The organism is Deinococcus marmoris DSM 12784 (assembly GCF_000701405.1).
Taxonomy (GTDB): Bacteria; Deinococcota; Deinococci; order Deinococcales; family Deinococcaceae; genus Deinococcus; species Deinococcus marmoris.
The window spans coordinates 36,223-50,095 of record NZ_KL370780.1 but is presented as its reverse complement, the minus strand read 5'-3'; the positions used below and the strand labels follow the sequence as shown (position 1 = coordinate 50,095).

The window sequence follows — 13,873 nt, the reverse complement described above, 5'->3', positions numbered from 1 at the left end:
ACTCCCAGCCGTCACGGCCACGACATTTCTTAGACCGCCGACTGCGACGGGGACGGTGCTGTCTACCGTGCTGCCGTTGCCGAGTTGACCGCCACCGTTGTATCCCCAGGCAGTCACGGTGCCGTCCGCCTTGAGGGCCAGGCTGTAATCGGATCCACTCTGAAGGGTGTTACGCTGCCGGAGCGCCGTACCCTTGAGTGTGACTGTCACACCCGTCGCCTTGCAATCCACGCCCCGGACGAACGTCACGGTGTGCTGGCCCTGCGCCAGCACCTGAACGCGCAGCCGGTGGGGATGCGGAGCGGCGCTGATGTCGCTCAGCCGGATCTTTGCCGGGTCATAGCACGGTTTGAGGTCCGACAGCATGGTGGCCGGCAACGCTTTGTCCGCCGCGTCGCGGGCCTCCAGATCAAAGTACACCGGCAGACTGGTGTTGCCCACCACCTCGAAGGTCATGGGATCACTGCCGGGCCGCTTGACCACGGCGCTCAAGGCGATGCTCTCGACGGTGGGGCCGGCAGGGGGAGGGGTGTTCGTAGTCCCAGGGCAGGCCGTCAGCAGGGCAGCGCAGAGCAGCATGCCGCAGGTGAAGCGGATGGGACGGGTTATCAGACGGGTTGCTTGCATGAGAACTCCTTGGTGTGAAGGAAGCGCTTGTGGCTGCGTTCAAGCAGCCGATGGTTGGCTTTCTAGGGTCGAAGCCTTGAACCGTTCTAGGGCTCCGGCAGACTGGATTTAAGAGCGCTGGCGCATAATCTGGCGGACTAGCAGAGGCCCGCTTTGCCCTGATGCACCTGGGCGGTCTCGGCACCACGGATTGGTCCTCCGGGTTGGGCCGTCACGTCTGCTCCTTCCGAGACGTCAGCCCTGGGAGGGTGGGGGAAGGGACAGAGGTGTGAGGTCTGTTCCGCAACGCACGCAGAAGCGGGCATACGGTGAAGTGATGGACGCGGCGCACTGCGGACAGGTGGTCAATAACCGGTTGCCGTCATTGGCGCATTACCGTTCACCGGACGTGATGGGGACGGCCCGCGCACAGCGGGGACAGAGACGGTAGCGCAGCGCAGGAGCTGTAGGGCCAGCAGAGTCGTCTGAGTCATTGCTGCCGGTACGCACGGGTAGCCTCCTGGGACGCAAAGGGGAGGGGCGACCAAGTGATGAGCGCCACAACGAATACCGTACGAAGTCCGCAACGGATTGCCCCCGCCCATCTCTGCTTCAGCCTGGCAACCCATCAGTGGCAGATTCCTTCTGGCCGTGATCCGAATGCGTATCCAGCGCGTTGCTGCCGACGTTCCTCAGTCCTTACACCATTGACGGCGTGCGCGTGATCAAGCCCCGCGCTCTGACCACTGCGCCGCACAGCCTCTCTGGAACAACTTTAGATTGTGATTGGCTGCCAAGGGCTGATTCCTGTTCGGGGCGACGTGATCTAAGGTCACCCCAACATCCAGTGGAAGATCCATCTGGATGGCGCGCTCAGCGCACGTCGAGAATGGGACGGGGCATGCCTGGGCAAGACCCAGGAGCGATGTAATCCAGGCAGAAAATGGGCCCTCGAATCGGCATGGGCTTGAACCATCGAGAGATCGGCACGGGCGTAGGCGTCACGGGCTGAGGCGCAGGGTCAGGGATGGGCTGGGGCCAGATGGGCACAGGCCGGAAGCGGGGCCAGCCAGGCTGGGGCAGCGGCCGCTCCCAGCATGTGAACGATCCATTTTCCGGCATCGTACACCGCATCACCTGTTGCTCGGCAGGTTGGGCGGCTTGCTGGGCCACCGCAGGCGCGCTCGCAATCACCAGGGACAGGATGCCAAACCATGCTTTGTTCATAAACTCCTCCTTCAGTTTTGTTATTTCGAATTTTTATATTGTTTCGCTTGGATTGGAATGATGAATTTGAAGATCCCCACACCACCAATATTCGCAATGAGCAGAGAAAGAAGACCAAACCATACTTTGTTCATCATTTCTCCCTCAAGTATTGTTACTTTGCTTTCTCACGTTGTTCCGCCTAAGTTCGAGTGATAAAGCTGAAGCCCTTCCCACTGCTGAGATCTGCAATCACTGGTCAAATTGGGCCTGAGTGATGTCACTCAGAAGGCAAAGAAGTCCTGCCATGGCAAATCAGAGATGCCGGGTGCAGGGCCGATGTACAGTTGCGCCTGCCTGGTGTCGCTCAGGCTCGACTTGCAGGTGTCTTCCATAGGTGTGAAGGTCATGGCAACCCTCTGATCGCCCAGCGTGACGATCCACACCTCCTGCACGCGCGTGCACTCGGGCATGCCGGGCAGCAGATTCACCACGTTGATGGTCATGCGGCTGCCCTCAAAGCTGTAGGTGCCGTGTGGAAAGGGACTGAAGCTGGCGGGGGCAGCGGCGTGTTCCAGGGTATCGACGAGCGCGAACGTCCCGTCGCTGCCGAAACGGCTGTACCCCATCCTGCCCGCCATAGTGAGGTCCACAGGGCTCAGGGGCTGCCTCCAGACCCCCGCCATCTCGGAAATGCTGGTGGCCAGCACCATGCAGGGTGTGGTTTTCCCCTGCCCGCAGGGAACGAGGGGTGACCCGGTGGCCGCCAACGACGAGCCTATGAGCAGCGTCGCCACCATCAATATTCGGTTCATCCTTCCTCCTCTGCCATGGTTGGCAGCTTTAAAAGCCATCAATCAGCGTGATCCAGCAGTGCTCACTCGGTAGGCAGCGCTGGCCCTCCCCGCGAGCAGCTGGCATAAAGGGCATCACAGTACACGGGTTTGCCCGAATGGGCACCGGTCTGCGGCAGTGGGAGAGCGGCGGCAGGAATGCTGGCCAGAACGGCACAAACGGCAATACTGAGCAGAGCGGTGCGGGTCAGGTACTGGATCTTCATCTTCTCTCTCCTCCTCGTTTCCAGGGCAGAACCTGGAGTCACGCCCCGCCGAAGAGGGCGGGTGTGTCTGCTGGGCGGATGAATGCGGGCCGTGGCGTCTGGAACGGATGCATGTGGGTACATGTCCTGTACCGTTGTCATGACAGCGTTCAGTGGATTTCCAGATCAGTTCCGGATGAACTGCCGAACGATCTTCAGCGTGAAGGTTTGGGTACCGCGCTTGATGGTCAGCGTCACCGGCTTGCCCACGTCTCCCCTCACCCGCCTGGTGACGTCCATGCCATTCTCAGGGGTGACGTTCTTTAACTGGAATCCATCCACCGCAACGAGCTGGTCGCCCACCTTCAGCCCGGCGGTTTCAGCCGGTCCACCCGGCACGACGTTGTCCACCAGGACCGCGCTTTTGTCCAGGCTGAAATCCATGCGCATGCCTATGCCGACGTACCCTTCGTAGAGGTGCCAGAAAGCGTCCTGCGGCACCGACTCAGCGCTCACACTGATCTGCCACACCCCGTCCCTCTCCTCTCCATCCTCCTGCCACAGCAGGTTCCAGCCGGCCACCAGGGGCGCGGTCCAGGTCTGGAGACTGTCCTTCGTACAGGTCACCGCGCCGCTGAGTGTGGTGGGGACTGAAGCAAAGGCCAGCGCTGCAATCCCGTCAAATGAGTCGAGTTTGACGGTGCTCAGCAACACGCCATCCTGGTAGGCGTCGAGGGTGAAGAAGTTGACGCGGCCAGCCGGCGAGGCTGTGACCTGTCCTTTACAGGTGTTTTGAAAGGTATACGTGGCACTCGCCGCTGGCAACAGAGCTGCGATCCCAGCGCTGGAGGGCAAGGGAAGGCTGAAGCGTCCCTGCGCGTCCACGGGTGCGGTGGCAATCACGGTGCCCAGCTTCGCATCGGCGTTCTGCGCGAAGTAAGCCACCCGCAGCCGCACCTCGTTCATTGTGCCTGCAGGCCAGTTGATGATCTGGACGGTGAGTGGCCCCGTGACCGGGTCGGCCCGCGCGCCGCTGACGGCGAGCAGCAGGGCCAGAGCGGCCCAGGCGGCGTGGTGGCGAGCGATGTAAGGACGGGACAGGCGCGCTGTGCAGCGATCAGTCATATGACTCCTCCTTTGTGGACATTGCACAAGCAGTTTGCGATCGGCCGCATCGGAAATCCCTCCACAGTGCAGAGCGCCCGTCCCCCGGTGTGCCGGTCGCGAATATCGGCAACAACTTCCCAGGACGCTTCGCCATCCAAGATGATGGGACTACCACAGGCCGGTCAAATCGGTAATCTTCTGATCGTTTCCTTCCCCTCCTGGGCCACAGCCTGATCTACCTCTGGTCATACGGCGGTCAGAAAAAAGGAGAAGTTGTGTCTCCACTGCCTAGAAAAACGGTGAAGCTGCATTTTGGAGCCGTGGTCAAAGGTGGTGCTTTGAATCTTCTGTGGCTGGTACCGTGTTGGCATTCACGTCCGCCAGCACGCTACAGGTGGATCTGTAGCCTCCTCATCTCCATCCAAAGCGTGAATGCTGGGTGTCCGTCCCGCCGACTACTGGATGCCGAAGAAGTCATTCGAGTGAACCAGACCGGGCACTTCGACTACGGAGAAGACGTTGTCTGAGGCCTGCGTGCCGGAGATTGCCAGGAAAGTCGTGTCGCGCTGTCGACCATGCCAGCTGGCAATCATGGTGTCTCCTCTGGCATACGGGCGCATGGAGCGGTAGCCGGCCTGCGCGAGGATGCCGGTCATCTGCTGGACGCGCTGCTGGCACTCGGCGAGGGTCAGTCCGGTAGCCGACATGGCCGTCACCTGGGCACTCAGGGCTCCAAGTAGCTCAGGCTGCCTGGCCAGGGCGCCGGGAGAGGCCAGCAGGGCCAGCATCAGCAGTGCGGACGATGTGCGGCGCACGACAGTCTTGAGCGACAACATAACGGTTCCTCCGGGGCAAGTCGGACCTGCCGCCGCGCTCCTTCATCCACAACTGGACGGAAGGAAGCGCGAAGGGATGTGGGGTGAACGAGGACGAGAACTTTGAGGAGCCTAACGCTCTGCTCCTTCATCAGCGGTGAGCTGGTGTTTCCAGGGTGCGCGTTCCCAGTTCAAAGCACATCGCCAGAACCAAGTACGGTGCGGGCAGGTGCCCCTGGCAGAATTATGTAGAAGCCGGCCCGTGGTGAGAGGGTGGGGGGGACAAAAGCCGCCAGACATCCGTCCGGAGCAGAATTTTCCTGTACGTCGACTCAGCCGTGTTCAGCCGTGAGGCGAGACCAACACCGTTACGACAGGGGCAACCCGGACTCTGCCACGTCAGCCAGCCCATGCCCAATGGCCCAGCGGGTCAGTTCCACGCGGTTGTGCACCCCCAGTTTGCCGAGCAGATTGCTCACGTGCTTGCTGGCAGTCCCAGCGGCGATGTTCAGCACCTGCGCCACCCTGCGGTCTGAATGGCCCTGCGCCACCAGGGCCAGCACCTCCAACTCCCGTGGCGTCAGGTCTGGATGGAAGACAGGCAGAACCGGCACCAAGGCCAGCCGATCAGCCAGTTCCACCACATCCGCCAGTTGGAGTTGAAGACCAGTTGTCCAGGCTTGCTGGTACCCAGCCTCGCCCAGCGCCTGCCGAGCGAGAGCCATGTCCTGGCGCAGGCGGCGCTCTGGCACACTCTGCGCGCTTCCCCAGACGGGATCGTTCACAAAGGCGGTGAACTGAATCAGCGTCGTCCATTCGGACTGCTCAGCCGCCACCAGAGTGAGTCCCAGACGCAGCGCGTCCCGAACCATTCCTCCGAGCCCCCTGTCCACTGCGTCGTGTAGGCAGGACAGCAGAAGGAGCCTTGCCTCGGGAAGCCGCTTCATATACACCAGCAGATGGCCTTCCGCGATCCTGGAGTTCAACTCGAAGACCCGGTTGCCCGCTTCCCGGAAGTATCCACAAGCCAGTTGGGCATATTCCAAGGCTTGCGCGTAGCGGCCCAGTTGCAGCAGATTCAGCGCCCCGCTCAGGTGGACACTGGCCCGGAGCATCCGCTGCCTGCGGGTGGGCTGCCTGTCTCCCACCCGGTCACGCAACTCGCAAATGATCCGCTGCGTGATCGCCCACGCCCGTTCTGGCTGACCACTCTCACGCGCCACATGGGCCAGATTAAGATTGGCCCAGGCCATGCTCTCCACATCATTCAGCTCGCGGCACAGCGTCAGAACCTCATACACCCGCGCCTTAAGCGCCTGAAATTGCCCCGTCCAATTCAGGCTGTCCACACTGACTTGCAGCGCCCGGAGCAGCGTGACGCGGTCTTCAGGTTCAGGCAGGGCCAGCACCCGTTCGACCAGCGGCGATTCCTGCACATGCAGTCCAAAAGCCACCCATAGGCCACCGATTGCGCCGAGATAGCGGTAAGCCAGATCGGAACGGCGCTCCGCCCCCGTCCAGACCAGGCCAGCCCGGATGTTGGGGTAATGCGGCAGGTACGCTTCTCGGTGGTCCACGGACTCGCCCTGCCACCCACGCGTCTCTTCTTCGATCATATTCAGAAAATGCCGAGCATGCCGCTCGCGCCACAGGGCAACTTGCGGGTGACCCTCTAGGTGCTCCAGGGCCAGTTCCCTAAGCGGCTGAAGCATCTTCCACAGCGTCTCCGGCGTGTCTAGGCGCTGCAACAGGCTCTGCTCAAGCAGCGATCCGGCCCGGTCAAGCACCTCGGGCGATCCCCACACCTCGGCCAGTGCCTGCGGCGTGAAGGGGCCATCAAACACCGCGCAGCACTCGAACACCGCCCGGTCGACGTCATCCAGCAGATCGTAGCTCCACTGTACGGCGGCCCGCAGCGAACGCAGTCGTTCGGGCCGGTCCCGGAAGTCGGCTTTGAGAACATCCAGCAGATGGTCCAGTCGGGCCAGGAGGTCGCCCAGGGTATACGTGCGGGTCCGCACGGCGGCCAACTCCAGTGCGAGGGGCACCCCCTCCAGCACCTCGCATAGTCGCGTGATCTGTGCCACGTTTTCCTCGCTCAGTGCGAATGAAGGTGTCAGGGCCTGCACGCGGGCGACAAACAACTGGACCGCTCCATTTGAAGCGGCGTCGAGAGCGCGGTGGGGCAGCGCCAGTGGCTCTACCGGGTACTCGGTCTCGTCATGTAACCGCAGCGCGGCCCGGCTGGTCACCACCAGGTGCAGGTTCGTCGTGGCCGCCAGCAACTCACCCAGGACCGGCGCGGCGGACAGGAGTTGCTCGAAGTTATCCAGAACCAGCAGGGGGCGGTGACGGGCGGCGAAGGTCTGAATTCGCCATTCTGGTGTTCCCCGGAGTCCATTGTCTGGCAGGGACGCCGCGATCAGGCCCATCACTTGTTCCGGTTCGCGGACGGAACTGAGGTCAATGAACTGCACATGGTCAAACTGGGCCAACACGCCTGAGTCCCTCAGCGCGTGGGCCAGGTGCAGGGCCAGGGCGGTCTTGCCGATCCCGCCGGGGCCGCGCAGAGTGAGCAGCCGCACACCACCGCGCAGCAGCTTCAGCAGTTGGCTGAGGTCGTGCTCGCGGCCATACAGTGGGGCGAGCGCACCCGGCGGCGGTGACCCAGGCAGGCGGTTCATAGATTCAGTGTAGACCTGGGAAGCTGGCTGGATGAGAAGCCAGTTCCAGTGGCGAGAAATGCTGCTGTGCAATGAAAGCAGCTTTTACAACAGCCGAATCGTTGACTGTTCATGCAGATTGGACAAAACTTCGACTTTCACCAAGTTAAGCCCACGCTGCCGCAGGCGATGAGATCTGGCGGCTCTCATCCGATTCACGTGCGCCGTGGATGGGGATGAGCGGAAGGCTCTCCACATCGCTGCTCACGATCCCACTTTGAATCTCAAGTCGAAGCTTGACTTCCCGTGCCGCGCAGTTCCAGAAATGCCGCCCAGTCTTCAGGCAGGTCTTCGCCCACCTCTTCAAAACCCTGCCGGGCCGAGGCGTAGAAGTGCCTCAGGCTGCGCTGGCTTCCGGCAGCCCGCAATGCCCGCAACGTCAGGGCCAGGGCCGCTTGGTCATAGGGATTGACTTCGCACAGCAACCGGCCCACGCGGGCAGCCTCGGCGGGGTCCGCGGCCAGGACAGCGGCGGCCCGTTCGCACAACGCCTGTGTCAGGGCGTCTTGAATCAGGGCGTCCGCCTCCAGATGGTTTCCCGCCAAATAGAGGCCACGCCACAGGCGGGTTTCACCCGTCTTCAGAAAGACCTCAGCGTCGCTTTGCAGTTCACCCAGGGTGTAGCCGTCCTCGGTGGTCTGGATGACGCCTGGCTCCAGTGCCGCGCGGGTCTGGTGGACCAGTTCCTTGAGGGCCGCCGCCGCCCGATTCTCCTCAATTTGCGGGTACAACCTATCCATCAGCTCCGGCCGGGACACGTTCGGGCGACCCCGCAGGCGACCCTCCAGGAGACAGGCCAGCAGATCACGGCGTTTGCGACCCCGGACGGTTTCTGCCTTTCCCACAGGACCACACCGCATCTCGCCCAAGACGTCCAACCGGTTCGCCGCTTCTCCCAGTGGGGACTGACCCTTTGACTCCAGGAAAGTGCGCTGCAACGCTGGGAACAGTTGCCGCGCCTTGTCCATCCCCTGCCCGAGTCCCCTAGCCTCGAACCAGGCCAGACGGGTCTGGGCCGCCGCCTCGTCCCTATTCAGGGCGTCAAGTTCCAGCCCTACCAGATGTGCTGCAAGAAGATCGCCCATCTCATGCGCCAGGCTCTCGGCCAGGCTCAGCGCAGCCATGGCCTCAGGGCGGTGCAGGGCAACCAGCGCGGCGCCCCGCGCTGCCTGAGCATCCTGAAGCAGCTGCGACATGCCGAGCTGCGTCGCGAGCGTGACGGCCTGCTCGGCCATGTCCAAGGCCTGCAGCGGCTGACCCGTCCAGGTGCAGGCCAGGGAGGCGGTGGGCAGGGTCCCAGCCAGCGCCCACTGGTCACCCAGGGTCTGGGCATCCCGTAGGGCAGCCAGCCCAAACCGCACTGCCAGAACCCGGCCGTGCGGGGGTTGCCAGTGACGGTACAGCGCGCTGAGCGCGCATTTACAGTCCACCAGGTAGCCCGTCAGTTCCAGACCCTCCAGCAGCGCCAGGGCTTCGAGCAGTTCCGTCTCAGCCTGCGCGTAGGCCCCGGTTTCGGTCAGCGCACCACCATAAGAGGTCTGGGCGATGGCGTAAGCCGCCGGGTCGCCCAGTTCCTGGCAGATTGCGAGCGCCTGCGCCAGACATGCCGTGCGCTCCGCGTAACGGCCCAGGGTCCCCAAGGCCATCGCTCGGTTGAACAGCGCCGCGTCCATCAGGCGCAGGTTGCCACTGGGCTGCACCAGCTCAAAGACCTCCCGCTCCAGCCGCTCCATGGCCCCGAAGTCAGCTTGGACCTGGGCCACCACAGAGTTGACCTTGAGCGCCATGACCCGCGCTCTGGTGGGCAGCCCAGGCTGGTTCCACAACTGCTGGGCCAGGGCCGCCGCCTCATCTGTGCGGCCCGTGTAGGCTAACGCGCGTCCTACCCGGTACATCACGGCTGGCGTGGCGTGCAGCAGGGCTTCGGGATGCTGGTCCAGCAGCTCGAGCAGCCGCTCATTGTCCTGCACCCGCAGGCCCAGCACGCGTGCTACGAAGGCGGTTCCCTGTCGTTCAGCGGGGTACAGGCAGTTCAGCAACTCCTCGGCCTGGTGGCCCTGACCCTGAGCAGCCAGCAGCTCGGCCTGAAGCCAGATGGCCTGTACCGATTGCACCGGACTCTGCGCCGCAAGCTTCGCCAAGCGGGTGGCCTCGGGGACGTCGATTTCCTGAAGCGCCTGCGCCGCTTCTAAAGCTAGACCCGCCGCTGTTGCCGGATCCGCGTACGACACGGCCTTTGCCAGCAAGCGCGCCGCCCGCACTGGATCGCCCACCGCCTGCAACTGTCTGGCCGCCCCAAGGAACCAGTTAAGCGCCGCTTCAGGCTGCAGTTGTGCAGCGTCCACCAGATGGGCCGCACTTCCCAGATCACCTTGCCAGATATCTAGGGCCCGCCGGGCCAGCGGCTCTCGGCGGCCCGGCGGCAGCAGGCTCAACGCCAGCTCGCGGTAGAGCGGATGGACAAAGGCGTTTCCCCTGAGGATTCCCACGCGTTCCAGAAGTCCCAGGGCCTGACTCACCTCAGTGTCCGTCAGGTCCGTGCAGGCGCATAAGCTCTCCTGAGTCACCTCAGGCAGCAATGCAAGGGTCTGTAGGACAGTTCCGGGCGGTCCCTCAGAGGCGTCTTGCAGGGTGCGCTCAATCAGCGCTTCCACCGTCACAGGCAGCGATGGACTGCTGGGGACGCGCCAGCGCCAGCGGTCCCCGCCGTTCCAGAGGTGGCCCTGCCGGGCCAGCAGCCGGAAGTATTCCAGCGTGAACAGCGGGTTGCCGCACGCCCGTCCATAGATCCACACACTGGCCTCATCTGGCAGCCCGGTTCCAGCCTCGGCTTCCAGCAGGGCGGCGGACACCTGCAGGGAGAGCCGTTCCAGCAGGACCATCAGGCCGCTGTCAGGCCAGTTCAGCGGAGGCGGCAGACGGCTGCTCACCAGCAGGCCAGCCCCGCGGGTACGCGCCACGGAGGCGGCCACTTGACAGGTCAGTTCCTTTTGAGAATCGTCGGCTTCGTGAAGGTCTTCGAGATAGAGGACGAAAGGCGCGAGTTGGCCCAGCAGAGTGGCCAGAACGTCCGCTGTCGGGGTGGTCAGGGACTGGCCTGCCTGCAGACTGTCCAGCGCCGCCTGCATCCAGGCACGGGGACGGGGCGGACGGGGCAGGGCGCGAATCAGTTCGGGGAGGGGCAGGGCGGCCGGGAGCGTCAGGCTGCGGCACGGTGTCTCGCGCAGCAGCGCCCGACTGGTATAGGACTTACCGATGCCAGCCTCGCCCCACAAAAACGCGGCCAGACCAACCCGCCGTGCGGTTAAGGCGCGCAGTCGCTGGCCCAGCACTGACAGGGGAACATCCATCTGAATCTTCAGCATAGGCTCTCGGCAGTTGTACCGTTTGACTGGGTGCAAAAGAGGAACGGCAGGGCCTACCCTTGAAGGTGCCTGCCGTCACCTGCGCCAGTAGGGCGTCAGCCTCGTCTGCCCGCCCACTCTGGGCCAGGGACCACGCCGCGTGCCGCGCGCTGTCCGGGTCCAGGCTTTCCCACCACTCGGGGTGTTGGCGCAACAAATCCAGCACGCCCGTGTGGTCCTGGCCGCTGCCGCGCAGCGACAGCAGCCGTCCGAACCAGACCTGACCGCCGCGCGCGCCTGCGGGCAGACGGGCCAGCAACCCTTCAGCCTCACCGGCCCTGCACTGCGCCGCCAGCAGTTCGGCCTCCAGTCAGGTGGCCGCCTCGAACTGGGCCAGGTTGCTGGACGCACGCTGCGCGAGCCGGGGCGCCTCCACCACGTCCACCTCGCGCAGCAGTCGGGCCGCCCGCAAAGCCAGCCCGGACGCCGTTTCCCCATCCGCGTACTCGCCGGCCCGCGCCCACTGACGCGCCGCACCGACAACCTGTCCAGCCGCCTCCAGCCGTTCTGCGGCCCAGATCAGCCACTTCAGGGTCTGGGCGCCGCTCAGGTCAGCCCAAGCCCAGCGAGTGCGACGCTGCCAGCGGCTCGTCTCTCAGAACCACCACGGCCCGCCGCGCGGCTGCCCGCAAAACGGAAGCGGGCAACAGACGCGGGGGTCATCTCCCGGTAGAGCGGATGCACGAAGTCTTCCCGTAGCAAGACGCCGCGCCGGGTCAGCTCGCCCCGCGCCGCTCCGAAGGCGGCTGGATCACCCACCACCCGCACCCACAGGGCGGGCGGCCCGCACCCAGCAGCCCCCACGCCGCGAGGATGGCTTGCAGGGAGGGTGTATCTGCTGCGCCCTGTAGCGCCAACTCGATCAGCGCCTCAACAGTGGACGGCAGCGTGTGCGAGCGAAACAGGTGCCCGGAAATGCCAGCTCTGCCCATCGTTCCACAGCGCTCCCAGGCGGGTCAGAAAGCGGAAGTATTCCAGAGCGAACAGCGGGTTGCCCGCCGCAAGCCCGGGACCCGCGCCATGGGCGAACTGTTTGTGGCGCGCAAGCCCGTGCTGGCAGAAGTGCGTGGGCACAGGGACAACGCGGCCAACGATCAGAGGGGCGACTGGGTGCTGCCGGACTGGAGCATGGGCGGCCAAGACATTCCCCACCTGCGTCCTGCCCAGTTCAAACGTACTTGATTAGCAATTGTGTTGGGCGTCAAGGGGGGTGAAGGCCGAGGGGGTGGGCAGTGGTTGTACCGGCACACACGACGTGCTGGCACAATTGCCAATCAGATTCACTTTTTCGTTCACCGTCGGGAATTTCTGGTAGCAGGTCACAACTTCAGCAGCCCCTTCAGGCCCTGTTGGATGGGTGCATATTCAGTGACGCTCAACCTCCCCAATAAACGGGCCATGCGGGTCACATCCAGGGCGCGCACCTGATCCAGCAGCACCACCGAGTTGGCAGGAAGGCCGCCGACCCCAGCTTCAAGGCGAACGTAAAGCGGATTGCCAGCAATCCAGTCCTGTCGCCTATCCGTAAGGAGAAAGAGGAGTGTGCCCTCACTGTCATTGATTGGGCCACTCCTGAGTGAAGCCGCCGCCCGAGCCTCCTTTCTGTAGACTGCACAGCATGAGGCAAAACGCCGCTTCCAGGTTGGCCGCACGGTCCACTCCCCTCTTTCCCGCAGGTCCGCAGGCCAGCGCCGCGCGCCAGATTTCCTTCCTGCCCGGCACAGTCGCCAGCGGGTGGCCGACATGAGTGCCACCGATTTCCTGCGCGACCTGATCCGTATTCAGGCGCTGCCAGGGCAAGAAGAAACGCTGCGCGAGCGGGTCTTGCAGGAGTGGCGTCAGCTCGGCTTCGAGGACGTGCAGGCCGACGCGGGCGGCAACGCTCTGGCGCGGGTGCGGGGCCGCGAGCCGGGAGCGGCCTGGCTCCTGCTGACCCACCTCGACCACGTCCACGAGGGCGACCCGGCGCTGTGGGAACACCCCCCCTACGAGGCAGTGCTGGAGAAGGGCGTGATTCACGGGCGCGGCGCGGTGGACATCAAGGGTCCGCTGGCGGCCCAGACCTACGCGCTGGCCGCACTGCTGGAAAAGGGTGAGCGCCCGCGCAGTGACGTCTGGATCGTGGCGGCGGCCGAGGAGGAAATCGGCGGCCCCGGCGCGGCGTATCTGGTGGCCCACCCACCCGGCGAGATTGGCGCGGTGATCGTGGCCGAGCCGTCGAGCAACCAGTTGATGCTGGGGCACCGGGGCGCGGCGCGGGTGCGGGTGCAGCTTCAGGGCCGCGCCCACCATGCCAGCCTGGCGATCAAGGACGAGAACCCCATCTTCGCGCTGGCCGAACTGCTGAGGCGTATCGAGGCCCTGACCTTTCCCGACTTCCCGGTGACCGGTGCCTCGACCCTGACGGTCACGCAACTCTTTACCGACTCCGGCAGCGAGAACCTGACGCCCAACACCGTGACGGCAATTCTCGACTGGCGCTTCAACGAGGACGACGCCTCCAACCGGCAGACGCTGGCGAAGTTGCTGGAGGGTCTGCCCGCTCAGGGTGAACTCTCGGCGCTGTGGACCCCGGAATACACGCCGGGTTTCGTGACCGAGCCGAATGATCCGCTGGCCCTCAAGGTGCTGCCCTACGCCGCGCGCTTTCACGCCGAGCCGGGCGTCTGGCGCTTTGCTACCGATGGCCGTTACACCGCCAACGCGGGCTGGCCCACGGTGGGCTGGGGACCCGGCAACGAGGGCCTGGCCCACACCACCAAGGAATCGGTCAAGGTGGCCGACATTGATGCTTACAGCGGAGCGCTGGCCGAGTTGCTGCTCAGCGAAAGCCCCAGCTAAGACGAATCGGGTCAAGAGAGCGGTCGGCCCAGTGCAGCGTTCTGATAATTCTAATATCTCGATGGAGTGTGCGAGGCGAGATGCGTTTTTGAAGCCAGCCGATTTCAAGGCAGAAAACTGATTTGCCAAATT

Annotated in this window: 10 protein-coding genes; 2 read left to right on the top strand and 8 right to left on the bottom strand. The window is 64.1% G+C overall.

The window, feature by feature from the left end:
* From Q319_RS28530 to Q319_RS27770, 7 genes are all read right to left on the bottom strand, one after another.
* The coding region (locus Q319_RS28530; protein ID WP_029484857.1) for an RCC1 domain-containing protein at positions 1-627 on the bottom strand (627 nt) is incomplete at its 3' end.
* A gap of 1,469 nt (positions 628-2,096) precedes the next feature.
* Positions 2,097-2,627 carry a hypothetical protein gene (locus Q319_RS0123900; RefSeq protein WP_156039595.1) on the bottom strand — a complete coding sequence of 177 codons (531 nt, stop codon included), beginning with the start codon at positions 2,625-2,627 and terminating at the stop codon, positions 2,097-2,099.
* 410 nt (positions 2,628-3,037) lie between these two features.
* Positions 3,038-3,976 carry a PDZ domain-containing protein gene (locus Q319_RS0123890; protein ID WP_029484854.1) on the bottom strand — a complete coding sequence of 313 codons (939 nt, stop codon included), beginning with the start codon at positions 3,974-3,976 and terminating at the stop codon, positions 3,038-3,040.
* A gap of 437 nt (positions 3,977-4,413) precedes the next feature.
* A complete protein-coding gene (locus Q319_RS0123885; RefSeq protein WP_029484853.1) occupies positions 4,414-4,794 on the bottom strand; it encodes a hypothetical protein in 381 nt (126 codons plus the stop codon).
* 347 nt (positions 4,795-5,141) lie between these two features.
* Entirely contained in the window at positions 5,142-7,457 is a 2,316-nt protein-coding gene (locus tag Q319_RS0123880) for an ATP-binding protein (RefSeq protein ID WP_029484852.1), read from the bottom strand.
* Between the two features lie 263 nt (positions 7,458-7,720).
* The gene (locus Q319_RS0123875) at positions 7,721-10,846 is read right to left on the bottom strand and encodes an AAA family ATPase (protein WP_081846304.1); all 3,126 of its coding nucleotides are present in this window, start codon (positions 10,844-10,846) and stop codon (positions 7,721-7,723) included.
* Positions 10,847-11,446: 600 nt separating this feature from the next.
* A complete protein-coding gene (locus tag Q319_RS27770; protein WP_156039594.1) occupies positions 11,447-11,704 on the bottom strand; it encodes a hypothetical protein in 258 nt (85 codons plus the stop codon).
* Between the two features lie 111 nt (positions 11,705-11,815).
* On the opposite strand from Q319_RS27770, the gene Q319_RS0123865 reads away from it, so the two are divergent.
* On the top strand, positions 11,816-12,082 hold the full coding sequence (locus tag Q319_RS0123865; RefSeq protein WP_029484850.1) for a hypothetical protein: 267 nt from the start codon (positions 11,816-11,818) through the stop codon (positions 12,080-12,082).
* Between the two features lie 137 nt (positions 12,083-12,219).
* On the opposite strand, the gene Q319_RS27765 is transcribed toward Q319_RS0123865, so the two are convergent.
* On the bottom strand, positions 12,220-12,645 hold the full coding sequence (locus Q319_RS27765) for a type II toxin-antitoxin system PemK/MazF family toxin (protein ID WP_156039593.1): 426 nt from the start codon (positions 12,643-12,645) through the stop codon (positions 12,220-12,222).
* Between Q319_RS27765 and Q319_RS0123855 the strand changes: the two genes are divergently transcribed.
* Positions 12,644-13,741 carry a M20 family metallopeptidase gene (locus tag Q319_RS0123855; protein ID WP_029484848.1) on the top strand — a complete coding sequence of 366 codons (1,098 nt, stop codon included), beginning with the start codon at positions 12,644-12,646 and terminating at the stop codon, positions 13,739-13,741. The two genes, Q319_RS27765 and Q319_RS0123855, sit on opposite strands and share 2 nt — an antisense overlap.
* Positions 13,742-13,873: the final 132 nt, after the last annotated feature.